This is a genomic window from Paraburkholderia sp. A1BS-2L, from assembly GCF_051125205.1.
Classification (GTDB): Bacteria; Pseudomonadota; Gammaproteobacteria; order Burkholderiales; family Burkholderiaceae; genus Paraburkholderia.
In genome coordinates this window covers 2,642,403-2,668,009 of the sequence record NZ_CP120428.1, presented here as the reverse complement: position 1 = coordinate 2,668,009, position 25,607 = coordinate 2,642,403, and the positions used below count along the sequence as shown (strand labels likewise).

Genomic DNA, 25,607 nt, shown 5'->3' with positions numbered 1-25,607 from the left:
GCAATGATCTCCTGCATTCTGGTCGTCTGCGAAGGGAATATATGTAGGAGTCCGATGGCAGAAGGCATTTTGGCGAGCCGATTGCCGAACGTGAAGGTCATTTCTGCCGGTTGCGGTGCGTTGGTGGGGAAGCCCGCAGACCCCATCGCAGTCGAGCTGATGTCGGAGCGCAGTATCGACATCAAGCGCCATATAGCGATGTCGCTGAGTTTGGATAACGTAAGAAGGGCACAGCTGATTCTCACGATGACGCTCGATCAGAAGGTGACGATCGAGCGGAGGTACCCGTTTGCAAGGGGACGTGTTTATCGCCTTGCTGAACACGAAGGCCTGGATGTGATTGATCCATACCGACTGGATCGTGAGGCATTCAAGATCTCTCTCGCGCAGATCGAGCGAGGGACGGAGCGGTGGGTTGAGGCGATCACTCGTTTAACAAGCTAATTGCATGACATTCCAGAATCAAAATAGGATTATCGATTTGCCCGACGACGACGAGATTCGTCTCTCCGAGCACCTGACGGTGATCCGTGAAGGCTGGCGGCCTATCGCCTACGTTGCAGTGGCGTTTCTGCTGATTGGCTCTCTATATGCAGTGCTGGCGACGCCACAGTATCGTGCGGACGCGATGATCCAGGTGGAAGACGGTACCGGATCGGTCAACGATGCGGAGCTAAAGTCGGAAGTGGTGTACGGGGGAGTTGAGGCGGGAAGTTGAAGGCGGTGGAGGTTTCAGCTGAGAATCTGATTGTCGAAGTCGGAATCCAGCAAACATCAAACCATCCACCATGAGCAAGGATACGGAAAAAGCAGTCGTCGGTCTATCGGGAGTCGGGCTTGGCCTGGACGAATTGGTTCGCCAGGGAGCGCGGCAGGTGATTCAGCAAGCGATCGAAGCGGAGTTGGCGGAGCTGATGGAGCGGTTCGCGAACGTCAAGACTTTGCACGGGCAACGCGCCGTGGTGCGTAACGGCTACTTGCCAGAGCGCGAGGTGTTGACGGCCGCCGGGCCGATTGCGGTAAAGGTGCCGAAGGTGCGCGATCGATCGGGGTCGGGCGTGAAGTTCAATTCGACGATCGTGCCGCCGTATGTGAGGAAGTCGCCTCGCGTGAGCGCAGCGCTGCCCTGGCTGTATCTGAAGGGCATCTCGACGGGCGATATGGGCGAAGCGTTGCGCGTGCTGCTGGGCGATGACGCCAAGGGCTTGTCGGCCAACGTGGTGAGCCGGCTGAAGGCGCAATGGGCCGACGAGCATGTGGCCTGGAGCCGGCGTGACATGTCCGGGTCGCACTACGTCTATTGGTGGGTCGACGGCATTCACACGGGGCTGCGCAGTGAGAACTCCGACGGGCAATGCTTGCTGGTCATCATTGGTGTGAAACCGGACGGGAGCAAAGAGCGTGTGGCGATCGGCGATGGGTATCGCGAGACGAAAGCGTCGTGGCTGGAGCTTCTGCTCGACCTGAAAAAGCGCGGTCTGACGGCAGGTCCACGGCTGGCTGTCGGCGACGGCGCAATGGGCTTCTGGGCGGCGCTGGAAGAGGTGTTTCCGGCGACGCGTGGCCAGCGCTGTTGGTTTCACAAGATGGGCAACGTACTGAACGCGCTGCCCAAGTCGCAACAGGCACGCGCGAAGGCCGACATGCAATCGATCTGGATGGCCGCGACCCGCGCCGATGCGCACGCCGCGTTCGATCGTTTCGTGTCGATCTATGCAGCCAAATATCCGAAGGCGAGCGAGACGTTGAAGAAGGACCGGGAGAGCTTGCTCGCGTTTTACGAATTCCCTGCCGAGCACTGGCAGCATCTGCGCACGACCAACGCGATTGAATCGACGTTCGCGACGGTGCGCCACCGTACGACGCGCACGCGTAACTGCGTGTCGCGACCAACCTTCCTCGGACTGGCATTCAAGCTGATCGAGGAAGCTGAGAAAACCTGGCGCCGTATCAACGGCCCGGAGAAGATCAAGCTGTTGCTCGAGGGCGTTGCCTTCAAGGACGGCGAACCGGTGCAAGACGATCGGCCGGTTCAGCAGAAACTCGCCGCTTGAAATCGACCGCCATCAAAAAGCTCATACACCACTATTGACGTTAGCTCAACGATGCGCTTGGCCAGCTCGCATCCATATTCGATACCAAACAGTCCGCTTCGGCTGAAATCGAGCTTATTCGCTCGCGCCTGGTAGTGGGGCAGACTGTACATACTCTGCACCTCGATATTAGTGCGAAACCACGGTATTTCCCGCTGATCGGGAAATATCTTGCGCGCCGCGCCGGAGAGTCCGAACTCGCATCGCCGTATTTCGGAATGACGCGGTTTGCCTGGGGAGGGGAGAAGATCGAAGTATCGAGCTTCGACGTACCGGAAACGCTATACGACAAGAAGTTTACGCTCGTCGTGCTGGATAGCGCGAAGTTTGAATTGCGAGACCCGGGCGGCGACGTCATTCTCACAGGGAAAACCGGGCAAGCGGCGCACGGTCGTGTCGAAGACGGACCGGTCGAATTGAACGTTCAGCGGTTCATTGCTCGTCCGGGCACCCAGTTTGTACTGAAGCGCGCATCGACGCTCGAAACGATCAATAGACTTCAGACGGACCTGACCATCGGGGAGAAGACCAAGCAGTCTGGCGTTATCGGCGTCTCACTGGACGGTGATGACAGCCAGCGCGTTGCCGATATCATCAATACCGTTGCGGCCGCATATGTGCAGCAGAACATCGACAAGAAGTCGGCGCAGGCTGAGCACACACTCGTGTTTCTCGATCAGCAACTGCCAGTGCTGCGCAAGCAGCTTGACGGAGCCGAGGATCGGTATAACGCATTCCGCAACAAAAACGGAACCGTCGACCTCACGGAGGAGAGCCGGCTACTGCTGCAGCAGATCGTCGATACGAACGCGAAGATTGCCGATCTTGGTCAGCAGCGCATGGAAATGCTGCAGCGATTTACCGAGTCACATCCGGCGGTAGCTGCTTTGAATACGCAGATCGCGTCTCTGCAAGGCCAACTGGAACAGCTGAACAAACACGTCACGATGCTGCCGAATACCGAGCAATCTGCGCTGCGCATGCTTCGGGACGTTCGTGTCAATACGCAGCTCTATATGAATCTGCTGAACAACGCACAGCAACTGCGTATTCTCAAGGCGGGGCAGATGGGTTCTGTTCGCGTCGTGGACTATGCGGTATCGCAGGACGAACCGATCAGGCCGAAGCGCGTACTCATCGTTGCGCTAGCGCTTGCATTTGGATTGATCGCAGGGGTTGCGTCGGTCCTCGCCCGGAGGTCGATGTTCGGTGGCGTGGAAGAAAATGAGGAGATCGAGCGCGCGCTGGAGATTCCCGTCTACGCCGTCATCGCGCACAGCGATACACAGGTTCGCCTCACGCGGGAGATGCGTCGCGCTCCACTCGGCAGCCAGCGCGTTCTGGCGGCGAATGCACCCCACGATGTCGCAATCGAGGGACTGCGTAGTCTGAGCACAGCCCTGCAATTTGGCCTGATGGGTTCAACGAACAATATGCTCGTGATTACTGGGCCATCGCCGGGAATCGGGAAGTCCTTTACCGCAGTTAACCTGGCTGCAGTGCTGGCTTCCAGTGGCAAGCGAGTGTTGCTGATCGACGCAGATATGCGTCGCGGAGACACGCATAGCTATTTCGGCATTGCACGGCAGCCGGGTTTGTCGGACGTCATCGCGGGCCTCGATATCGGGAAGGCGCTACTGCGTAACCAACTGCCCGGGCTGGACGTCGTTCCGAATGGGTCGCTACCTCCCAATCCAGCGGAATTGCTGATGAGCAAGCGGTTCCAGTCAATGCTAAAAGAGCTTTCGGCGAGCTATGACGTCGTCGTCATCGACACGCCGCCCATTCTCGCCGTGACCGATGCCGCCATCGTTGGACGGCTTGCGGGCGCGACCTTGCTCGTAGTCAGGCACGGCCGTCATCCGGTGCAGGAACTGGTTGAGTCGGTCAACCGGCTTCGCAGCGGTGGCGCAACGCTGAAGGGCGTATTGCTGACGGACGTGCCGAAGAGACGAGGCGGCCGTAACGCTTACTACGGGTACGAGAGCAGGACGGATTGAGCATTGGCTCGTTTGACCGCCGCTAATAACCGGTTGCGAAGACGAGCCAGTTTCATCGCCTCAGAAGATTACCCATAGAAGTCGGTTTTCGAATATCAGCAATTGGGCAATTCGGGTCGTACTCCCGAGTCGCGAAAGTGGGGATTCCCCGCGCAATGTTATCCATAACGAGAACTACCATGAGTCGTAAGGTTGCACTAATCACTGGAGTGACTGGACAGGACGGGGCTTACTTGGCGGAGTTTCTGCTGAATAAGGGTTATGAGGTTCACGGAATCAAGCGTCGATCATCGCTCTTCAATACGGATCGGATCGACCATCTCTATCAGGACCCGCACGCTGAGAACCGGCGCTTCGTATTGCACCATGGTGATCTCACAGACTCGACGAGTCTTGTGCGCATCATGCAGCGTGTGCAGCCTGATGAGATCTACAACCTCGCCGCGCAGAGTCACGTGGCCGTATCTTTTGAAGAGCCGGAATATACCGCGAATGCCGACGGAATCGGCGCTCTGAGAATTCTTGAGGCGATCCGGATCCTGGGGCTCGATCGTAAGTCGCGCTTTTATCAAGCATCGACATCGGAGCTTTACGGTCTGGTGAGAGAAGTTCCCCAGCGCGAGTCGACTCCCTTCTATCCGAGAAGTCCCTATGCCGTGGCGAAGCTGTACGCTTACTGGATCACGGTTAATTATCGCGAAGCTTATGGGATTTATGCCTGTAACGGCATTCTGTTCAATCACGAAAGTCCGCTACGTGGCGAAACATTCGTCACACGAAAGATTACTCGTGCAATCGCGCGGATCAAGCTTGGTCTTCAAGATACGCTATATCTCGGCAATCTGAATGCGCTCCGGGATTGGGGGCACGCGCGTGACTACATTGAGATGCAGTGGCTCATGCTGCAGCAGGGCAAGGCAGAAGACTTCGTTATCGCAACGGGGGAGCAACACAGTATTCGTGAGTTCGTGGAGGCCGCGGCCGCGCGGCTTGGCTTGACACTGGAGTGGCGCGGGGAGGGTGTGAACGAAATGGGCGTCGTGGTGGCGAGTCGTGGAGACGAATCGCCGGTGCGGCCCGGGCAAGTCATTGTCCGTGTTGACCCACGCTATTTCCGGCCCACAGAAGTTGAAACGTTGCTGGGAGACCCGCTTAACGCGAAGCAGAAGCTCGGTTGGTCGCCGACGACGTCGTTTTCGGAACTGGTCGAGGAGATGATTGCGTCCGATTATGAAATCGCGAAACGCGACGAGCTCGTCAAGCGAAATGGCTATATGACATATAGCTACAACGAGTGAGGCTAGAAATGGCAGGAAAGCGAATTTATATTGCAGGTCATACCGGAATGGTTGGCTCGGCAATTAGACGTCAAATTGAGTCGCGTGGCGTCGATGAGGTCATCGTACGTCCGCGCGATGAGCTCGACCTGTGTGACCCAAGCGCCGTATCAGCGTTCTTTTCCACGAATCGAATCGATGAGGTCTACATGGCAGCGGCGAAAGTCGGTGGCATTTTCGCCAACAATACGCTGCCATACGACTTCATCTACCAGAACTTGCTGATTCAGAGCAATATCATTAATTCGGCATGGACCGCGGGTGTCGAGAAATTTCTGTTCTTGGGATCTAGCTGCATTTATCCGAAATTCGCGCATCAGCCCATTACTGAAGGCGAACTGCTGGCGGGATATCTCGAGAGCACGAACGAGCCCTATGCGGTCGCAAAAATCGCTGGAATCAAGCTCTGTGAAAGCCTGAATCGCCAGTACGATGTGGATTACCGGTGCGTTATGCCGACGAATCTATATGGTCCTGGCGACAACTACCATCCACTGAACAGCCATGTCATTCCTGGCATGATTCGCCGCTTCGATGAGGCTGCGCATGCCGACGCGCCGTACGTCGAGATATGGGGAACGGGCACCCCGCGCCGCGAATTCCTTTATGTCGATGACATGGCGCGCGCCTGTATTCACGTCATGAACACGGACAAGCAAGTATTTCGCGAGACCTTGGGCGGTTTCAATAGCCATATCAACGTGGGTTTTGGCACCGACATGACCATTGCGGAGCTGGCGACGCTCGTCGCAGAGACTGTTGGATATCCCGGCACTATTCGTTACGACACCACGAAGCCAGACGGCACACCGCGAAAGTTGCTCGATACTTCGAAGCTAAGCGCATTGGGATGGGTGCCGGCAACGAGCATTCGCGAGGGATTGAGCGAGACCTACCGGATTTTCCGGGACATGCGAGCCCACAACGCTTTGCGCGGGTGAATTGATAGCTGTTGCTTCCGGATGCAGAAGACACATCGAATTTTTTCGTAGATGCCTTTGAGACTATTCAATGCCATGAAGATTGCGGATCATACGCGTAGGATTGTGAAATCCGTATTCGCGCATTGCTACTCACAAGTTATCACGGTCGTTACTCAATTGGCCGGTGTGCCAATTTTTTTGCACAATTGGACGTTGGGAAAATATGGCGAATGGCTCGTGATATCGGCCTGCGCCGTTTATTTTTCCATGGCTGATTTCGGACTGTTGCCCGCCGTAGGTAATCGTCTCGTAAGCGACGTGCGTTCTGGACGGATAGAGGCTGCAAACATCATGCTGCAATCGGCCATATCGCTAATCGTGCGGATAATCGTGGGAGGTTGCTTGCTAGCCGCGATCCTGCTTGCATTGATCAATGTGGGAATAGCGGGGACGATCGACGGAAAACTAGCCATATTCTTTCTCGTCGTAGCCAGTTGCGGGACGGTTTTCTGCGGCCTTTACGATTCCGTTTTCCGTGCCCACGGAGACTACGCGCTCGTTACGGGGTTGCTTACCACCATTCGCCTGCTCGAATGGGGGGGCGCGATTCTGGGTGTGATCTTCGGCGGCCAACTGCATCACGCGGCGCTGGGATTCATGTTGGGGCGGCTCGGTGGCGCATTGTTCATCTTCATCTATGCCATCCGGCGGTATCCACAGATGAGGTGGCGTTTCCGGCGCGACTATAAAACTGAGCTCGCATCAATCGGTCGTTCAGCAGTTGGATTCCTTGCGTTCCCGATTGCGACTGCGATCAATCTTCAGGGCATGACCATCTTGGTCGGGGCGATTCTCGGGCCGGCTAATGCGGCAATCTTTTCGTCTTACAGGACGCTCTCCCGCGTGGTTGCGCAGTTGCCCACGCTGGTGGGAAAGTCCATTTGGCCGGAGCTGACGAGGGCCTATGCAGAACGAAGCTCCGAGAGGATCTCTTCGATCTACAGATACGGCGGAATATCTACGATTCTGGTTGGCGTAGTCATCTCGCTGGTTATTTTTTTGTGTGGACCGTGGATCGTTACTTCATGGACCCATGGTCATGTTCCGGTTCTCCAGCTCGTCCTTGGCGCTCTGCTGATCTCTTCCTGTGCAGCCGCAGGAACGCAGGTCCCGATGGCATTGCTGGGCGCAACGGACAACCATGTCGCGTTCTCGAAGGTTTACGTGCTGGCCACCGTGGTGGAACTCAGCTTTTGCGTCATTCTGATGAAGCTATTCGGACTTTATGGTGCCGCGCTGGCTTTGGCAATCTCGGATCTGGCCATAGCTGTGTTTTCGGTGGCTAGTGGAGAAAAGGTGATCCAAACGCTTCGCAAGGACGTTCATCTTGCTTAGCGCCATTTCTCCCACGTGATTCCATGAAGTACTAGTTGAGCGTCTGATGGAAATATTCTTTGTCGTGCTGTTATACGTGCTGACCTTCGCACGGGCGCTTCACCTCATCGTGAAGAGAGTCAGCAGGGGCACAATTGACTTCTGGGTGGGATTCACAGCAGGCACCCTGTATTTCATTTATGTCCCGATGGGGATCATCTTGCTTACCGGGTCGCTCCAGGTTCCGCTCGATTTCGCTGGCACGTCGATTCCCGAAGTGCTGCTGGAGTTGAACGCTCCCCAACTACTGATCGTACTAGGAATGTTTGCGGTCTTGCTGGCGTATGTTTCATTGTTGCCGGTGCGGGTGAGGAGCATGACTTCGTCGAGAAATCCGGGGAGCTAAAGTCGGAAGTGGTGTACGGGGGAGTTGAGGCGGGAAGTTGAAGGCGGTGGAGGTTTCAGCTGAGAATCTGATTGTCGAAGTCGGAATCCAGCAAACATCAAACCATCCACCATGAGCAAGGATACGGAAAAAGCAGTCGTCGGTCTATCGGGAGTCGGGCTTGGCCTGGACGAATTGGTTCGCCAGGGAGCGCGGCAGGTGATTCAGCAAGCGATCGAAGCGGAGTTGGCGGAGCTGATGGAGCGGTTCGCGAACGTCAAGACTTTGCACGGGCAACGCGCCGTGGTGCGTAACGGCTACTTGCCAGAGCGCGAGGTGTTGACGGCCGCCGGGCCGATTGCGGTAAAGGTGCCGAAGGTGCGCGATCGATCGGGGTCGGGCGTGAAGTTCAATTCGACGATCGTGCCGCCGTATGTGAGGAAGTCGCCTCGCGTGAGCGCAGCGCTGCCCTGGCTGTATCTGAAGGGCATCTCGACGGGCGATATGGGCGAAGCGTTGCGCGTGCTGCTGGGCGATGACGCCAAGGGCTTGTCGGCCAACGTGGTGAGCCGGCTGAAGGCGCAATGGGCCGACGAGCATGTGGCCTGGAGCCGGCGTGACATGTCCGGGTCGCACTACGTCTATTGGTGGGTCGACGGCATTCACACGGGGCTGCGCAGTGAGAACTCCGACGGGCAATGCTTGCTGGTCATCATTGGTGTGAAACCGGACGGGAGCAAAGAGCGTGTGGCGATCGGCGATGGGTATCGCGAGACGAAAGCGTCGTGGCTGGAGCTTCTGCTCGACCTGAAAAAGCGCGGTCTGACGGCAGGTCCACGGCTGGCTGTCGGCGACGGCGCAATGGGCTTCTGGGCGGCGCTGGAAGAGGTGTTTCCGGCGACGCGTGGCCAGCGCTGTTGGTTTCACAAGATGGGCAACGTACTGAACGCGCTGCCCAAGTCGCAACAGGCACGCGCGAAGGCCGACATGCAATCGATCTGGATGGCCGCGACCCGCGCCGATGCGCACGCCGCGTTCGATCGTTTCGTGTCGATCTATGCAGCCAAATATCCGAAGGCGAGCGAGACGTTGAAGAAGGACCGGGAGAGCTTGCTCGCGTTTTACGAATTCCCTGCCGAGCACTGGCAGCATCTGCGCACGACCAACGCGATTGAATCGACGTTCGCGACGGTGCGCCACCGTACGACGCGCACGCGTAACTGCGTGTCGCGACCAACCTTCCTCGGACTGGCATTCAAGCTGATCGAGGAAGCTGAGAAAACCTGGCGCCGTATCAACGGCCCGGAGAAGATCAAGCTGTTGCTCGAGGGCGTTGCCTTCAAGGACGGCGAACCGGTGCAAGACGATCGGCCGGTTCAGCAGAAACTCGCCGCTTGAAATCGACCGCCATCAAAAAGCTCATACACCACTATTGACGTTAGCTCAAATCCGGGTGGTATCTCCATCAAATGGTATCTGGTGCAATACCTCGCCGTATCTGCGATCGTCTACATCCTATCCGGACTTGGCGATGACGGTGCGCACTGGTACAGGAGCAAGGAAGATTTTCTGCTTGACTATGGGTTATTCGGTGTCCTTCTGGTTTATTCCATCAGCGCACTGAGAATTGCCTTGCTTATATTCACGATGCGGGAATTCATCCTCCAACGATCGACGCTCGCTCGCGTTATCGGATTGCTCGTTGTCATCTGCGCCGTGGATCTGTACACGACAGGTAACCGGATTTTCACGCTCCTGGTTCTGGTGACGATTTTCATCGTTATTGTGAAGGAGCGACGGTACGGCTGGTTATTGACCTTTGTGGCATTGACCCCCGTGCTTGCCTACTTCATGAGTATTTTTCGATGGATACGATCTTTCATGCACTCGTCCGGCTCGGGAGGGATAGGCGAGGTCATCGCAGGATTCGCTGTCGGGTTGGACTTCGCTACAACGCAGTCGTCGAACATCGACGTGGTGGACATCATTTCGGGGATCACAGAATCCGTGAACCTGAACGTTCTCGTTGGCATTCTGGACCGCTTGGGAAATGGCGTGAGCTATCTCTATGGCGAGACGTTGTTTAAGACGGTCGTATTCTGGATTCCTCGCAGCATTTGGGCGACGAAGCCCGACTCGATAACGACAGTTGCGGGAAATATTTTTGCGCCTGGCGATTCAGCGTCGCTGGTCACGACATTTTACGGTGAACTATTTGCGAATTTTGGTGTTTTCTCGTTTGTGTTGCTGGTTCCTGTATTGATATTGTCGGAGAGGATTTGTCGGCTGCTATTCGAAGATCATCTCGTGCGGTCGCTTGCGGCGTTCATGTTGGGGTTCATCATTGTCCGGATGCCGATATCGGATATGTTGCTCGTGACAGTCGTCCTGAGTCTTCTGATAAGGACGAACCGATTCATCGGACGGCTATGGCGGGGACTTTTCCTCGGTGCCCGACGTGTTTAGAGAGCGGTTCAGACCGCGTGGCCAGGAATCGATCGTGGATCTTCATGCAGAAGCTATTTGAGAAGATAGCTGACTGCCAGGCACCGTGAGAGGGGAATATTTTGAAGAAAGTTATCTGCGTGGCTGCATTGGGCGACTACCGGATCGGTGTGATTCGCGAACTGGAAAAGCATGTCGATGACGAGTTTGAGATTGTCGCCGGGACGCAGCCATTCGACTTGTCTATCAAGACGTTGAACCGGGATCAGTGCGAGCACGTCACTTTCGTCGACAACTGCTATTTGGCGGGGCGGCGTTTCATGGTGCAGCGTGGAACGTTTTCGACCTGCATGACGGCAGACAAAGTGGTGGTCGACCTGAATCCGCGCGTACTCAACGTGTGGCTGGTATTGCTGCTTCGCCGGCTATCCGGTAAGCGCTCGGTGGTGTGGGGGCACGCATGGCCTCGTAGCGGACCCAGCTCGCGCTCAGATAAGGTTCGTGCACTGCTGCGTAATCTCGCAGGAACGGTCGTCGTCTATACCGAAAGTCAGGTTCGGGAGTTAAAGGAGCGATTTCCACGTCTTCGCGTAATCGCAGCTCCCAATGCCCTCTACAAGGCAGGCGATATTCTGAAGCTCAAGGAAGCCGTGCGTAACGGCAAGGACGTATGGGATATCGTCTATGTCGGGCGGCTGGTCAAGGAGAAGAAGCCAGCTTTGCTGCTCGGTGCGTTCGCGCTCGCGTTGCGTGATCTGCCGCCGCAATCGCGATTGCTTTTTGTTGGTGATGGACCGGAGGCGGATTCGCTGAAGGCTGCTGCTCGTGCGCTGGGCATTGACCAACGCGTGACGTTTGCTGGACATGTAGCCGGTCGCGAGCGGCTGCAACCGATCTACCAGCGGAGCCTGGTTTCGGTTTCAGCAGGCTATGTCGGCCTGTCGATTACGCAGAGCTTTTCATTTGGCGTCCCCATGTTGATCTCGAAGGATGAGCCGCATGCACCCGAGATCGAAGCGGCCGTTGACGGCGTCAATTGCGAATTCTTCGAAACTGACTCTGCCGAGGCGCTTGCTGCTGGTTTGCTCGCGTTCTTTCGGCGGAAAGAAATTTGGCTGTCGAGGTACGACTCGATCCTTCAGGAGTGCGCCGAGCGATATTCGGCTGAAGTCATGGCAGATCGACTACTGTCCGTTTTTGGGGCGGGCTGAAAATGCGAATCTTGTACGTGCTGTCTAATATATCGTTTCCGCCGATGGAGGGCGCGCATGAGCAAACATTGAGGGTGATAAAAGGGATGGCGGACCGGGGCCATCGCTGCGTGGTGGTGACGTTTGTTACATCGCGAAAAAATTTCGACGATAAAGCGTTTAAGGATTACGCACCGAACGTTGAAATTCTGGATGTTTTGACTAACAGACGATCCTATACGTCGACCCTGCTGCTAAATACCTTAATCGGCTCGAAAAGAAATTTTTCCTTCAGCCGGCGTGCCATCAGGAAGGTGCTTGCGAGCTCATCGGATCATATGTTCGAGACGGTGATGGATGAAGCGAGTGCGAGATTCGAAATCATTCACGCTGAAGGTATTCCGCTTGCGCCGGTCTTGAAGGCGAGCAAGCCGACTCCAGTCGTATTCAGTACGGTCGATGCGTGGTCGATGCGGCAAAAGCGGCTATTCTTTGCCGCAAAGACGATCAAGGAGAGAGTTCTGCGATTGATCTCATATGGGATTGCGGTTTTTGTGGAGCGGACTTACCTGAAGCGCTTCAAATATGTGCACGTTGTATCTGAAAGCGATGCCGAATACCTGCGAGGTGAGACCAGGCTGGAGTCGATCGTTGCTATCCCCGTCTCCCTGCCGATCGACATGAAGATATCGAATGAGGCAGCGAGCACGAGCCGCGGCCGGGAAATTGTCGTGAGTGGAGACATTCGAGTGTCGTACGTCATGGACGGTATTTGTGACTTCCTTGAGGCCGCCATTCCACGGATGACTTCCGAATTTGCGGATACGACGTTCAGGGTGTTGAGTCGTGCACCGGCATTCGGCCGCCTGGGGGGGATTGTCGAACGGTGGCCCGCGCAGATTCGGGTCGAGGCATGGGTTCAGGATTTTGCGGCCACGCTCGCTGGGGCGAGCGTCATCGTGTTGCCGGACGCGAGCGGCAGTGGTTTGAAGAACCGCACGGTCGTGGCCATGGCGAGCGGACGCCCGGTCGTTGGCACGACGTGGGCGTTTGAGGGGGTGGGAATGCGGAACTGGCGGGAAGGAATCAGTAGCAAGACCACGGTGGGTTTGGTCGATGGAGTTATGGCCTGTCTGCGAAAACCATCATTTGCGAATCGATTAGGCCGGAAAGGCGCGCGCCATGCGAGCGAGAATTTCCGGCTGGAATCAGTATTGACGCGGTGGGAGCATTTGTATGCCAATGCAGCGGCTTGATCAGTTTCGCCTTCCGCCAGGATTCAGAGGTCGTTCAGCGGTTGTCGTTCAACTCTGGTGGATCGTGCAGGCGACCTTATTCCGCTGCTCGCCTCAATTCGCCTACGGGTTCCGCCGGATGTTGCTGAGAGTATTCGGTGCGCAGGTCGGCATTGGTGTGCTGATACGACCCTCAACAACGATCACATATCCGTGGAAAGTAAAGATAGGTGACTACGCCTGGGTTGGCGACGATGCAGTGATTTATAGCCTTGGTGAAATCGAGATCGGCGCCCATGCCGTGATTTCGCAGCGGACGTATTTGTGCGCTGGCGACCACGATTATCGCCGGGAGGATTTTCCTATTCGCGGCAGCGCTATCCGGGTCGGTGCGCATGCTTGGGTCGCCACGGACGTGTTTGTTGCGCCGGGCGTTTCGATTGGCTGCGGGGCGGTTATCGGAGCGAGAAGCTCGGTATTTTCCGATTTGCCGGAGTCGATGATCTGCTATGGATCGCCGTGCGTTGCGCACAAGGCAAGAGTGGTCGATTCCGACCAGGGTGCCGGTCATATAGCCGGCGAAGTATGAGGGTGGTTGGCCATGACCGCGAGAGTGGCGCGGTCGTCAGGCAAGCCATATGAGCAACGCGCGTTTGTCCGGACGACGAGCGAAGGATATATGGGCAAAGGGACCCGAACCAGCAATTCGATATCCAGGGGGCGCCGCGGGTTGCTTGAGGCCTTCGCGACGTTTGCGATTGCTGCTACAAGCTGGTGTGCCAAGGGGGAAGTGGCCTGGTCACGAGCGGTTTCCTGCTCCGACGCACTGGCGATGCTTCGAGCGCGACGTGCGACGGATATGAGCATCGATGAAGCGGTGGTCAAGGTGCTCGCTCGCGTCAACAAGCTGATGAAGACGCCATTGCTCACGCGCGCGGCGTCGCTCGCGCAACTGGCGACACCCGGTATTTCGCGATTCGGCACGCTCGATAGTCGAGCCATCTTGATGGAACGCACGAATGCGGCTGAGGCAAATCAGTTCGCACTCGCGATGGCGGACACCGGCAGCACGCAAAAGCTATTCGATGAATTGCCGACACTAGCGGCTGCCTACATGCTGACGGGCGACGCACAAACGCTGGCGCGGATCACGATGCAGTTGAAGGAGGTCTTGACGTGGCGGCCATTGCAGCGCCCGGGATGGACCCTCTTCGACGATAAATCGAAGCTGCCCGCAGACGGCAACGATGGGGTGTGGCTAGCTACGGGAATGGGTTTGGCGGCGCTCACCACGACGCTAAAGCTCTTGCCCGCTGGCGTCCTCGAGCCGTCATTGAGGGCCGCCGTCGTCCAACAGATTGCCGAGGAGGCGGGCCGCATCATGGCAGACTGGGGCGGGGCGGTGCAATGGTTCGTTCGCGAACACAAGCCAGCGTCGAATCAATGGATCGTGGTCGCCGCGGCGGCCGTGCTGGCATCGAGCGTACTTCCAGCTACGCGCGCCAATGCGGTCAGAGAGTTTGGCGCGGCCAGGTTGCTCGAATCGCTGAGCGTCTTCGGCGATGAGGGAGCAGTATCCGAGGGGCTCATCTACGGGTTGAATCTGGACACGCCGTTCCTCTATCTGGCGGCCGTTGCGGCAGCCGAAGCCGGTGATTATCGCCTTCGCGAGCATCCATTTCTTGCTAAGTTTCCGAAATGGCTTGCACAGCAGTTCCAGCCTGCAGGTTCGCTTGTCAATTGCTTCGATGCCTATTCGGCCGTGCGCTGCGGCTATCCGCTCATATCGGGCAATATTTCCTTGATCGCCGCGCTGAGTAATGATCCTGAGATTCTCTGGGTAAAAGAGCAGTATTTCTCGCATGAGTTTCAATCGCTCGATTGCTTTGGTTTGCTTGCGCTTGCGGGGACAGTATCGGCCCGGCGGCGGCCGGCAACGTCAGCGGCCTTTAAACGGGGCGCGCTTGTAACATGGCGCAGCGACTGGAGTCAGGAGGCCTCGGGCGTGTGGCTGCGAGGCGGCCATCCACTCGACACGCACGACCACAATGACCGCGGGCACGTGAGCTATATCGCGGACGGGAAACTTGTGCTGATTGAAGCCGGTACACCCGCGTATGGCGACCCTGAAATCGAGACGATTTTCAGATCTGTGAAAGGGCACAACGTGATGCAGGTCGGGGACGAGATTCATCCACGGAAACTGCCGGCGCCGATGTACATCAAGCATCTCGGCCAAGGTGGTGGGTCGGTCGAGATCGACGCAGGGCAGGGATATGCCGATGTATCCAGTTGGAACAGGGCGGTGGAGTGGGATGCATCAGGGTTGAAGGTCGTCGATACCGTTAGCCTCACACGTGATCAGCCGATTCTTTTCCGATGGCATTTCGCGAGCGACGAAAGGCTTGTTATTTCAAATGATGAGCAAATCGACGTTACATTGCCAGCGGGAAAGATCATTTTCCCGGGTTGGATTGGGAACGTTCCGGACAATCTGGACTGGAAGCCGGAGGCGAGGGACGTTTTATCTACGCCGGCGGTCAAGATTACTGTAACTGCGAACCAGCGAATTACTGCGGAAGAAGAGCGAGATCGGGATCACGCCTTAAAATTTAGACTGTCGAGTCATCGACATACAGTTCTGGTTGTTCGCTCGGAAGTACCTGTTCGTGATCTGGTCATTAAAACATTTATTTCAAAAGAGAAATGATTGTCGTCGCTTGAATTTTTAATTTAAGGAATTCATAATTTTCATTTCTATGATTTTCGTCAAAATAAAGGTGTGGACAATTCTTGCCGTCGTATAAAATAAATCCTCTTGAGCACGAAAAATTTTTTAAAGCTTCAATGAAGATTTTAATCCACGGAATAAACTACGCGCCTGAACTCACAGGGATCGGCAAGTACACGGCGGAGATGGCTGAGGTATTGGCCAAATGCGGTCATGAGGTGCGCGTGGTTTGTGCTCCGCCGTACTACCCGGCGTGGCGCGTCGCGAATGGATTCTCTCCAATCAAGTATGCCAGGCAGGAGCGCAACGGCGTATCTGTTTGGCGGACCCCTTTATGGGTGCCGGAGCAGCCCAAAGGCTTGCGTCGTATTGTGCATCTCGCGAGCTTTGCTGCGTCGAGCTTTCCAGTCATGCTGCGCCAGATTTTTTGGCGGCCGCAGATGGTTATCTGCGTCGCCCCCAGTTTGATGAATGCACCGGGCGCATGGCTGGTTGCACGCATCACGCGCGCACATGCATGGCTTCATGTTCAGGATTATGAAGTGGACGCCGCGTTTAGTCTGGGCGTGCTCACCGGGTCGATGTTCAAGAAATTGGCGCTCTTTGTGGAGCGCACGCTATTCAACCGATTTGACACAATTTCCACGATCTCAAACAAGATGATTGAGCGGGCCTTGTGCAAGGGGGTTGCTCCGGAAAAAATCGTACGTTTCCTGAATTGGGCCGATACCAGTGCAATTTATCCGCTCAACTGTCCTGGCGAGCTGCGCGCCGAGCTGAATATTCCCGATGACGAAATTGTTGTTTTGTACTCGGGAAACATGGGTGTCAAGCAGGGGCTTGATGTGCTCGCCGAGGTGGCAGACAGGCTGGCGTCACGCAGAGGTTTCTATTTTGTGTTCTGTGGGAATGGCCCTGGAAGAGACATTCTCATCGCGACATGCGGCGAAGCGCCCAATTGCCGATTTCTTGAGCTTCAGCCTGTGGAACGTCTGAATGAACTCCTCAATCTCGCCGATATCCACGTTTTACCGCAGCGCGCCGACGCGGCAGACCTCGTGATGCCGTCAAAGTTGACTGGCATGTTTGCGAGCGGCCGAGCAGTCATCGCGATGGCGAATCCGGGGACCGAGCTTTACGACATCGTTTCGTCGCGTGGCGTCGTGGTGCGGCCGGGGGATCCAGAGGAACTCGCGCAGGCGATCGAGCGGCTCGCAGGGAATTCGGAGGAGCGCGCCCGGCTTGGAAAAGTCGGGCGGGAATTTGCGGAGTCAGTGCTATCGCGCGATGCAGTGCTTGGCTCATTCGAAGCAACGCTCAATGCGCGTTGCGCCACTAGATCGAATTAAGTATTTCCATGAAGTTATCCGATGAACATTTCCTGAACGCCATCGCGGCAACTCCGTTGATAGCCATAGATCTGCTCGTGTCAAATGCTGAGGGAGAGTATTTGCTTGGACATCGGATCAACAGGCCGGCACAAGGGTACTGGTTTGTACCGGGTGGACGTATTCGTAAGGATGAGGCGCTTAATGACGCTTTTCGCAGAATAGCTCACGACGAACTCGGTCGCGACAATCTGACTCGTGACGATGCGGAGTTGGTTGGTGTTTATGAACACTTCTACGAAGACAATTATTTTTGTACGCCAGGTATTTCCACGCACTACGTTGTTCTTGGCTACAAGCTGAACCGTCTCGTCGGCCTATGCACGCTTCCGGTCGAGCAGCATCGCGGCTATCGTTGGGCGTCCGCAGAGGCGATCCTGAGCGATTCGAACGTTCATCCGAACACCCGTGCTTACTTCAGGAAGGGCGCGCCGCAGCGCTTAAGCACTGCTTCGGCAGCTGGGATCGGATAGTTTCAGGTGGTCGAGGCCTGCCAGCCGCAGTATCGCTAGCAGGCCGAGTTACCAGGGAGAACGGTAAATCGTCGAAGGGGCTTCGGATCTCGCCACAGCGTTAGCTGGCGTCAGCAAAGCCTGTGTACCGTTTCTTCGGGCGTTTGCGGATTTTGCTTGCAACTGGCCGTTCTTGGCCCGGTGACTCAGGGGCAACTGCTGGGACCTGCGGACTTCATTGTTGGAAGCTGGCAACAGGAGGTCACCTATAGCGTTCGGGGAAGGGGTTCCGAAGCGCGACATGTCGGATCCAATTTGAGTGTGTGAGCGGAAAACCGCCATGAACTGACTCTCGTAGTCGGGCGGGCCGCCGAGCAACGGGTTACTGCGTGGCGCACCCAGCCGCCACGCCGCTTCGCTTGGCATATAGGTGCTCAGTGCCATTTGAGGGGCGCCAAGCAGATCATCGTCTGACGAATTGGAGTCCGACTGATGATCGTCCATGGCAACTGCGCCAGCCGGCCCCCAAGGGTTCACAGTACCGAACGCATTTTGTGCATGGGCGGTGGAGGGAGCCATCCAGCCGCCGAGGACGATAAGCACGACAAGCGGTATTGTTGCTGCGCTATTCATACATTGGCCGTAGTCGCAGGCGAGTTGTCCCGGCCGATCGTATAGTATGTCCAGCCTGCGTCGCGCATCGCCGCCGGCTCGTAAAGATTGCGCCCATCGAACACGACGGTATCCTTTAGTACCGCTTTCATCTGTCCAAAATCCGGACAGCGAAATTCCTTCCACTCGGTAACGATAATTAGCGCATCGGCGTTCTGGAGCACCGCATCGCGCTCGCGGCTGAAGCGCACACGTTCAAAGCTGTCCGGTCCAAGGTCCGCTGCAAGGCAGCGCTTTGCCTCGTCGAGCGCGACCGGATCGTAGGCGCTGACCGTTGCACCTGCGCGTACCAATTCCGTAATCAGCAGCCGGCTAGTCGCTGCACGCATGTCGTCGGTATTGGGCTTGAACGCGAGCCCCCAGATTGCAAAGCGCTTGCCAGCAAGCTTTCCGTCATAGTGGCACAGGATCTTGTCGAAGAGCATGGTCTTCTGCCTGTCGTTGACTGCCTCGACAGCACCAAGCACCTTTAGTGGCATATCGAATTCACTCGCTGTACGAATCAGTGCCTGAACGTCCTTCGGGAAGCAGGAACCGCCGTAGCCGCAGCCAGCGTAGAGAAAGCTATAGCCAATGCGAGGATCGGAGCCGATGCCGCGTCGAACATATTCAATATCCGCGCCCACGCGATCCGCGAGATTGGCGAGCTCGTTCATGAACGAGATGCGCGTGGCAAGCATGGCGTTCGCCGCATATTTCGTGAATTCCGCGGAGCGCACGTCCATATGCAGCGTCCGCTGGTGATTGCGGTTGAACGGTGCATAAAGTTGTTCCATCAGACTCTTTGCACGCAGGCCCTGGACGTCTGAACCGTGGCCGATCACGATCCGGTCGGGCCGCATGAAGTCTTCGACCGCCGCACCTTCTTTCAGGAATTCGGGATTCGAGATAACGGCAAATTGCAAGTCCAGGCTGCGTGAGGCGAGTTCACTATGGATCTGCGCATGTACCCTGTCGGCCGTCCCGACAGGCACAGTCGATTTGTCGACGATGACCTTGAATTCGGTCATATATTTGCCGATGTTTCGCGCGGCGGCCAGCACGTATTGGAGATCTGCGGAACCGTCTTCGTCGGGAGGCGTACCGACTGCAATGAACTGTATTTCGCCGTGTTCGACGCCGTATGCGATATCGGTGGTGAACTCGAGGCGTCCTGCTTCGCGATTCCTGGCAATGACGTCGCCCAGCCCTGGTTCGTAAATCGGCACGCCTCCGCTGTTGAGCAGGTCGATTTTTTTGTTATCGACATCGAGGCAAAGGACGTGATTTCCCAATTCAGCAAGACATGCTCCGGTGACGAGTCCAACGTAACCGGTACCGACGATTGTGACTTTCATGAATTCATACGCCTTGATTTAGCCTGAGGACACGCATGCCGGGCGGGGGCGCCGCATATTGCGCACACCTTTCCTCCGCAGGGCAGATCCGGCGGTTAGCGTAATGTCGTGACCTGACGTGGCGAAATCAGAGGCTTCTGAAATTGGGACGCATTTGGGGCCTGTCATTAATTTCGTGTTCAAGGCATATGATGCTCCCCTGGAGAACCTATGCCTCGCAAACCAAAAACCCCGCCGGTAGAGCTGCCGGCGATTCCCGCTGAACTGCTGGAGCAATTCGGCAACGGCCCGATGACGGCCGAAGCCATCAACGCCGCGACGCTCGCCCTCAAGAAGGCGCTGATCGAGCGCGCGCTGGGCGGCGAGCTCAATCACCACCTCGGCTACGCGCCAGGCGCTGCCAAACCGGCGAGCGTGACGAACCAGCGCAACGGGCGTGGTGCCAAAACGGTTCTGACCGAAGACGGCCCGATCCGCATCGAGGTGCCGCGCGACCGTGACGGCAGCTTCGAGCCGCTGCTGATTCCCAAACATGAGCGACGCTTTACGGGCTTCGACGACAAGATCGTCGCCATGTATGCCCGAGGCATGACCGTGCGCGAGATTCAGGGTTTCCTGCAAGAGCAATACGCTACCGAGGTCTCGCCCGAGTTCATCAGTTCGGTCACCGACGAGGTGATGAGCGAAGTCACCGCATGGCAGGCCCGACCGCTTGAGCCGATGTATCCGGTCGTGTTCTTCGACGCGCTGCGCGTGAAGATCCGCGAGGATGCCGTCGTGCGCAACAAGGCCGTCTATCTGGCGCTGGGCATTCTGCCCGACGGCACACGCGACATCCTGGGCCTGTGGATCGAGAACACCGAGGGCGCGAAGTTCTGGATGAAGGTGTTCAACGATCTGAAAACGCGTGGCGTGGGCGACATCCTGATTGCTGTCACCGACGGCCTCAAGGGCATGCCCGAAGCGCTCGCGGCTGTGTTCCCGGCGACCACCCTGCAAACCTGCATCGTGCATCTGATCCGCAACAGCCTTGATTACGCGAGCTGGAAAGATCGCAGATCGCTGGCCGCCGCGATCCGCCCGATCTACACCGCGCCAAGCGCAGAAGCGGCACAGGCCGAACTGGAGGCGTTTGCCGAAGGTCCTTGGGGCCAGAAGTTCCCGCCGGTCAGTGCTGCGTGGCGCCGCGCCTGGGATCGCGTGATTCCGTTCTTTGCGTTCCCGCCGGGCGTGCGCAAGGTGATCTACACGACGAACGCCATCGAGAATATCAATTCGCAGTTACGCAAGATCATCAAGTCCCGAGGCCACTTCCCGAGCGATGATGCGGCAACAAAACTGATCTGGCTGGCACTGCGCAACATCACCGCTGACTGGGGCCGTGCGGCTCACGACTGGAAGACAGCCATGAACCAATTCGCTATCCTCTACGCGGATCGATTCGTTCGACCATCCGTGTGATTCTCAACCCCGCCTTGAACACGGAAATTCTGACACCCCCGCATTTGTCGTAGGACGCACAAATGCGCGGCAACCTCGAGCAAAGGTTCACATAGATGCTGTCGAGAAGGGGCTTTCCGTTGAACGGAGCTCCTCATTCACATCCCCGGCACCATCTCCGGCGGATGCTGCTTAAGCTGCTTCCTGGCCTCACGAAACTCGGGAAAAATCGACTCCACGGTCTGCCAGAATCGCGGACTGTGATTCATCTCGCGCAAATGCGCGAGTTCATGCGCCACAACATAGTCGACCACCGAAAGCGGAAAATGAATCAACCGCCAGTTCAAGCGAATCCGTCCTTCGCTAGAACAACTCCCCCAGCGCGTCATCGCTGAAGAAAGCGCATAGGACCGAAACGTAACCCCAAGCCTCGCCGCATAAACCGCAAGCCGCTCGCCAAAAATCCGCGTCGCTTCCCCCTGAAGCCAGCCCGTCACGCGGTCCTTGATCTGCTGCGCGTCCGCGTGCGGCGGCAGCGGCAACGCGAGCACCCGCGTCGCCTCGTCAAACGCGAGCACCGATGCCCCCAGCCTCACGCGCATCGGCTTGCCAAAATAGGGCAGTTCAGCGCCATCGCGCCATTCCACGCGCGGCAGCGCGCGCTGCTCGACGCGCGTTTGCCACTCGATCAGCTTCGCAAAGATCCAGCGCTGTTTTTCGGCAATAGCCGTTTCAATATCGGCGATCGTCACCCATCGGGGCGCGGTGATCGTGAGTCCGGTGCCGTCGATGGCGAACCCGATCGACTTGCGCGAGGACCGCTTGAGCCGATAGTGCAGCATGCGCGCGCCCAGTTCGAGCGTACGCAGCCGCGTACCATCGGGCGCAAGCGGTGCCTTGGGCGCCGTGAAAGGTGATTGTGCGGGAGGCGGAGCGGAAAACGGCAATGAAGGCGAGGGCGTAGCAACCGGAACAGCCGGCTCAGCAAAGAGCGGCAAATCGAGTTGCCCATTGTCGAGCGCCGCGACGGGGCGCGGCGTAGAGGACTTCTGCATCGTCGGGCTGGGTGCGGGATTGCATGCGTGGCGCGCGGCCAGCTTGCCGCTCAGGCGTCAGATCCGCGCGGCGTCCACCGATGCGCCATCCGTTTCGCGATACGCGTCAGGATCGATGCGTCGCATTTCGGTTTCGATCCATTGCTCCACGCGTGTATTCAACTGGTCGGGCGTGAGCCCGGTTGTATCGATCGGCTTGCCGATCGATACCGTGACTATACCCGCATATTTGAGGAACGAGTTGCGGGGCCAGACATGTCCCGCGTTGTGCGCGATCGGCACGACGGGCGCGCCTGTAGAGATCGCAAAGCGCGCGCCGCCGGTCTTGTACTTGCCTTGCTTGCCCACCGGCGTGCGCGTGCCTTCCGGGAACATGATGACCCAGGCGCCTTCGGCCATGCGCGCTTTGCCCTGGCGCGTCACGGAGGCGAATGCGTACTTGCCTTCCTTGCGGTCGATGTGAACCATCTTCAGCATGCCCAGTGCCCAGCCGAAGAACGGCACGTAGAGCAGTTCGCGCTTGAACACGAAGCACAGCGGACGCGGCATCAGTGCGGGAAGCGCCACCGTTTCCCATGCCGACTGATGCTTCGAGAGCAGCACGGCGGGCCCGTTGGGCAGGTTCTCCATGCCCTCGATGCGGTAGCGGATGCCGTTGAGCCAGCGCGCGACGAACACCGTCGAGCGGCACCAGCCCACGGCCATCCAGTAGCGCCGCTCGGCGTTCAGGAACGGGAACGCAATGAAGCACGCCGTCGCGTAGGGGATCGTGTAGACGATCAGGTAGGTGAACAGCAGCAGGGAGCGGATGAAGCGCATCGATAGGACCGTTCGTTGGGGCAGGGGGCGCGTCAGGCCTGCTCGTTCGCGAGGAAATCGAGCACGAACGCGCGCAGGTCGGCGTGCACTTTCGTGCCTTCGGGCAGGCCGCCCGCCGCGAGCGTCTTCTCGCCTTTGCCCGTGCGCACGAGGTGCGTGGGAAAGCCGAGCACCGCGCCAGCCTGGAGGTCGCGCAGCGAATCGCCCACCACGGGCGTATCCGCGGGATCGATCTCGAAGCGCTCGGCGATCATCTTGAGCATGCCGGGCTTGGGCTTGCGGCAGTCGCAGTGGTCCTGCGCGGTGTGCGGGCAGAAGAACACGGCGTCGATGCGTCCGCCCACCGCGGCGGCCTGGCGCTGCATTTTCGCGTGCATCTCGTTGAGCGCCGTCGTGTCGAACAGGCCCCGGCCGATGCCGGACTGGTTCGTCGCGACGGCGACGCGGTAGCCCGCCTGATTCAGGCGGGCGATCGCTTCGAGGCTGCCCGGCAGCGCGATCCATTCGTCCACGGTCTTGATGAACGCGTCGGAGTCGACGTTGATCACGCCGTCGCGGTCGAGGATCACGAGTTTGCGGCTGGTGCTGGTCGGCATGGCGTCGCTCAGTAGAGTGTCACGACGCCATCACGCCGCAAGGCGCGAGATGTCGGCAACGCTGTTCATCTGGCGATGCAATGCCTTGAGCAGCGCGAGGCGGTTCGCACGCAGCGCGGGGTCTTCGGCATTCACCATCACGTCGTTAAAGAACGTGTCGACGGTTTCGCGCAGTGCTGCAAGCGCCGTGAGCGCGCCCGTGTACTCGCGCGCGGCCAGTTGCGTCTGCACGCGAGGCGCGACCTGTTCGAGCTGCGCGAACAGTGCCTTCTCCGCGCTTTCCACGAAAAGCGCGCTCTGCACGCCTGCGTCCTCGACACCGTCGGACTTCTTGAGAATGTTCGAGATGCGCTTGTTGGCCGCCGCGAGCGACGCGGCTTCCTCGAGCGCCGCGAATTCGCGCACGGCGTCGAGGCGCGCGACGATGTCGTCGAGGCGCGTGGGGTCCATCGCGAGCACCGCGTCGATTTCCTGCGCCGCGTAGCCGCGTTCGCGCAGCATGCCGCGCAGGCGGTCCATGCTGAATTCGTAGATCGCTTGCGTCGATTCCGTTACCGCTTCGATGCCCGCAAATTGCGCGTAAGTCGTGCGCAGCAGTTCGACGAGATCCAACGGCAGTTGCTTCTCGACGAGGATGCGCAGCACGCCCAGCGCGTGGCGGCGCAGCGCGAACGGATCTTTTTCGCCGGTCGGCGCAAGGCCGATGCCCCAGATGCCGACGAGCGTCTCGAGCTTGTCCGCGAGCGCGACGAAGGTACCCGTGGCCGCGCCCGGCAATGCGTCGCCGGAGAAGCGCGGCTGGTAGTGCTCGGAGCACGCGAGCGCCACTTCTTCGGGCTCACCGTCGTGGCGCGCGTAGTAGGTGCCCATCGTGCCTTGCAGCTCGGGGAACTCGCCCACCATGTCGGTCAACAGGTCGGCCTTGGCGAGGCGCGCGCCGCGCTTGGCGAGCGCGACATCGGCGTCGCACATGTCGGCGATGGCGCCCGCGAGCGCTTCGAGGCGCTCCACGCGCTTGAGCTGCGAGCCGAGCTTGTTGTGATAGACCACGTTCGCAAGCAGCGGCACGCGCTCGGCCAGCGGCTTCTTCTTGTCCTGCTCGAAGAAGAACTTGGCGTCGGCGAGGCGCGGGCGCACGACGCGCTCGTTGCCTTCGACGATTTCGCCCGGCGTTTCGGTCTCGATGTTCGAGACGATCAGGAAGCGCGAGCGCAGGCGGCCTGCGGCATCGGTGAGCGCGAAGTACTTCTGGTTCGTCTGCATCGTGAGAATCAGGCATTCCTGCGGCACTTGCAGGAATTCGTCCTCGAACTTGCACGCGTACACGACGGGCCATTCGACGAGCGAATTCACTTCGTCGAGCAGCGCTTCGGGCATGACGACCTTGTCGTCGCCGGCTTGTTCGATGAGTTGTTCGCGGATGGCTTCGCGGCGGTCGGCGTAGCTCGCGATCACGCGGCCTTTGTGCTGCAGCGTGTGTGCGTAGTCGTCGGCGCGCGTGATGGCGACGTTGCCGTGCGAGAGGAAGCGGTGGCCGCGCGTGGTGTCGCCCGCGTCGATGCCGAATGCGGTGACTGGCACGATTTGCTCGCCGTGCAGCACTGTGAGGCGGTGCACCGGACGCACGAACTGCACGTTGCTGCCGTCGGGGCGCTGGTACGTCATGACCTTCGGGATGGGCAGCTTGCCGAGCGTTTCGTCGAGCACGGCCTGCAGGCCGTCGGCGAGCGTGGCGCCCGGCGCCGAGTAGCGCAGGAAGAACGCTTCGTTCTTGCCGTCGCTCGCGCGTTCGAGGTCGCTTACCGGGAAGTCGGCAAAGCCGAGCGCCGCGAGCTTCTTCGCGAGTGGCGCGGTGGGCTGGCCGTTGGCGTCGAGCGCGACCGAAACGGGCAGCACTTTTTCGCGCACCTGTTTTTCGGGCGCGACATTGCGCACGTTTCTGATCGTCACGGCGAGGCGGCGCGGCGTGGCGTAGCGCTCGAATGAGAGGTCGCCTTCGATCAGGTCGCGTGCGGCGAGGCGCTGTGCGATGCCTTCGGCGAATGCGTCGCCCAGGCGCGCGAGGGCCTTCGGCGGCAGTTCCTCGGTCAGCAGTTCGACGAGGAGGGTGGCGTGATGAGCTTGCGTCATTGTTC

The 25,607-nt window shown here is 58.2% G+C and carries 23 protein-coding genes; 17 read left to right on the top strand and 6 right to left on the bottom strand.

Annotation, left to right across the window (positions count from 1 at the left end; genetic code table 11):
- Positions 1–3 precede the first annotated feature (3 nt).
- The 16 genes from P5W98_RS12140 to P5W98_RS12065 all read left to right on the top strand — a co-directional run bounded on the left by P5W98_RS12140 (position 4) and on the right by P5W98_RS12065 (position 17,574).
- Positions 4–444: a low molecular weight protein-tyrosine-phosphatase gene (locus tag P5W98_RS12140; RefSeq protein WP_421024742.1), complete on the top strand. Its 441-nt coding sequence runs from the start codon at positions 4–6 to the stop codon at positions 442–444.
- A 4-nt stretch (positions 445–448) separates the two neighbouring features.
- The gene (locus tag P5W98_RS12135; protein WP_421024741.1) at positions 449–718 is read left to right on the top strand and encodes a Wzz/FepE/Etk N-terminal domain-containing protein; all 270 of its coding nucleotides are present in this window, start codon (positions 449–451) and stop codon (positions 716–718) included.
- A 70-nt stretch (positions 719–788) separates the two neighbouring features.
- A complete protein-coding gene (locus P5W98_RS12130) occupies positions 789–2,054 on the top strand; it encodes an IS256 family transposase (protein WP_421023143.1) in 1,266 nt (421 codons plus the stop codon).
- A gap of 74 nt (positions 2,055–2,128) precedes the next feature.
- Complete coding sequence (locus P5W98_RS12125) at positions 2,129–4,093, top strand: polysaccharide biosynthesis tyrosine autokinase (protein WP_434715466.1); 1,965 nt, start codon at positions 2,129–2,131, stop codon at positions 4,091–4,093.
- A 179-nt stretch (positions 4,094–4,272) separates the two neighbouring features.
- Positions 4,273–5,391 (top strand): GDP-mannose 4,6-dehydratase, encoded by a 1,119-nt coding sequence (gene gmd / locus P5W98_RS12120; RefSeq protein WP_421024740.1) that lies wholly within the window; start codon positions 4,273–4,275, stop codon positions 5,389–5,391.
- An 8-nt stretch (positions 5,392–5,399) separates the two neighbouring features.
- Positions 5,400–6,371 (top strand): GDP-L-fucose synthase family protein, encoded by a 972-nt coding sequence (locus P5W98_RS12115; protein ID WP_421024739.1) that lies wholly within the window; start codon positions 5,400–5,402, stop codon positions 6,369–6,371.
- Between the two features lie 75 nt (positions 6,372–6,446).
- Positions 6,447–7,748, top strand: a complete 1,302-nt coding sequence (locus P5W98_RS12110) for a lipopolysaccharide biosynthesis protein (RefSeq protein WP_421042804.1) — start codon at positions 6,447–6,449, stop codon at positions 7,746–7,748.
- Between the two features lie 46 nt (positions 7,749–7,794).
- Positions 7,795–8,133 (top strand): hypothetical protein, encoded by a 339-nt coding sequence (locus P5W98_RS12105; protein ID WP_421024737.1) that lies wholly within the window; start codon positions 7,795–7,797, stop codon positions 8,131–8,133.
- A 111-nt stretch (positions 8,134–8,244) separates the two neighbouring features.
- Positions 8,245–9,510, top strand: a complete 1,266-nt coding sequence (locus tag P5W98_RS12100) for an IS256 family transposase (protein ID WP_421023143.1) — start codon at positions 8,245–8,247, stop codon at positions 9,508–9,510.
- Positions 9,511–9,591: 81 nt separating this feature from the next.
- The gene (locus tag P5W98_RS12095) at positions 9,592–10,578 is read left to right on the top strand and encodes a hypothetical protein (RefSeq protein ID WP_421024736.1); all 987 of its coding nucleotides are present in this window, start codon (positions 9,592–9,594) and stop codon (positions 10,576–10,578) included.
- A gap of 101 nt (positions 10,579–10,679) precedes the next feature.
- Positions 10,680–11,768: a glycosyltransferase gene (locus P5W98_RS12090; RefSeq protein WP_421024735.1), complete on the top strand. Its 1,089-nt coding sequence runs from the start codon at positions 10,680–10,682 to the stop codon at positions 11,766–11,768.
- Between the two features lie 2 nt (positions 11,769–11,770).
- Complete coding sequence (locus tag P5W98_RS12085; protein WP_421042805.1) at positions 11,771–13,003, top strand: glycosyltransferase; 1,233 nt, start codon at positions 11,771–11,773, stop codon at positions 13,001–13,003.
- Positions 12,984–13,571 carry a putative colanic acid biosynthesis acetyltransferase gene (locus P5W98_RS12080; RefSeq protein WP_421024732.1) on the top strand — a complete coding sequence of 196 codons (588 nt, stop codon included), beginning with the start codon at positions 12,984–12,986 and terminating at the stop codon, positions 13,569–13,571. Before P5W98_RS12085 ends, P5W98_RS12080 begins: the two co-directional genes overlap by 20 nt.
- Before the next feature lie 270 nt (positions 13,572–13,841).
- Positions 13,842–15,692: a heparinase II/III domain-containing protein gene (locus P5W98_RS12075; RefSeq protein WP_421024731.1), complete on the top strand. Its 1,851-nt coding sequence runs from the start codon at positions 13,842–13,844 to the stop codon at positions 15,690–15,692.
- Positions 15,693–15,775: 83 nt separating this feature from the next.
- Positions 15,776–17,062: a glycosyltransferase WbuB gene (locus tag P5W98_RS12070; protein WP_421024730.1), complete on the top strand. Its 1,287-nt coding sequence runs from the start codon at positions 15,776–15,778 to the stop codon at positions 17,060–17,062.
- 8 nt (positions 17,063–17,070) lie between these two features.
- A complete protein-coding gene (locus P5W98_RS12065; RefSeq protein WP_421024729.1) occupies positions 17,071–17,574 on the top strand; it encodes a GDP-mannose mannosyl hydrolase in 504 nt (167 codons plus the stop codon).
- Between the two features lie 48 nt (positions 17,575–17,622).
- Here the strand turns inward: P5W98_RS12065 and P5W98_RS12060 are convergent, their stop codons facing one another.
- Together P5W98_RS12060 and P5W98_RS12055 are read right to left on the bottom strand one after the other, a co-directional pair.
- Positions 17,623–18,057, bottom strand: a complete 435-nt coding sequence (locus P5W98_RS12060; RefSeq protein WP_421024728.1) for a hypothetical protein — start codon at positions 18,055–18,057, stop codon at positions 17,623–17,625.
- 125 nt (positions 18,058–18,182) lie between these two features.
- Complete coding sequence (locus tag P5W98_RS12055; protein ID WP_421024727.1) at positions 18,183–19,562, bottom strand: UDP-glucose dehydrogenase family protein; 1,380 nt, start codon at positions 19,560–19,562, stop codon at positions 18,183–18,185.
- A 210-nt stretch (positions 19,563–19,772) separates the two neighbouring features.
- Here P5W98_RS12055 and P5W98_RS12050 point away from each other — a divergent pair, with 210 nt between their 5' ends.
- The gene (locus P5W98_RS12050; protein ID WP_421024726.1) at positions 19,773–21,023 is read left to right on the top strand and encodes an IS256 family transposase; all 1,251 of its coding nucleotides are present in this window, start codon (positions 19,773–19,775) and stop codon (positions 21,021–21,023) included.
- 137 nt (positions 21,024–21,160) lie between these two features.
- Here the strand turns inward: P5W98_RS12050 and P5W98_RS12045 are convergent, their stop codons facing one another.
- Genes P5W98_RS12045 through glyS form a run of 4 tightly spaced genes read right to left on the bottom strand, consistent with a single transcriptional unit; the run spans position 21,161 to position 25,602 of the window.
- Positions 21,161–22,057 (bottom strand): M48 family metallopeptidase, encoded by an 897-nt coding sequence (locus P5W98_RS12045; RefSeq protein WP_421024725.1) that lies wholly within the window; start codon positions 22,055–22,057, stop codon positions 21,161–21,163.
- 57 nt (positions 22,058–22,114) lie between these two features.
- Positions 22,115–22,876: a lysophospholipid acyltransferase family protein gene (locus P5W98_RS12040; RefSeq protein ID WP_421024724.1), complete on the bottom strand. Its 762-nt coding sequence runs from the start codon at positions 22,874–22,876 to the stop codon at positions 22,115–22,117.
- 32 nt (positions 22,877–22,908) lie between these two features.
- Positions 22,909–23,472: a D-glycero-beta-D-manno-heptose 1,7-bisphosphate 7-phosphatase gene (gmhB, locus tag P5W98_RS12035; protein WP_421024723.1), complete on the bottom strand. Its 564-nt coding sequence runs from the start codon at positions 23,470–23,472 to the stop codon at positions 22,909–22,911.
- Between the two features lie 30 nt (positions 23,473–23,502).
- Positions 23,503–25,602 (bottom strand): glycine--tRNA ligase subunit beta, encoded by a 2,100-nt coding sequence (glyS, locus tag P5W98_RS12030; protein WP_421024722.1) that lies wholly within the window; start codon positions 25,600–25,602, stop codon positions 23,503–23,505.
- Positions 25,603–25,607 lie beyond the last annotated feature (5 nt).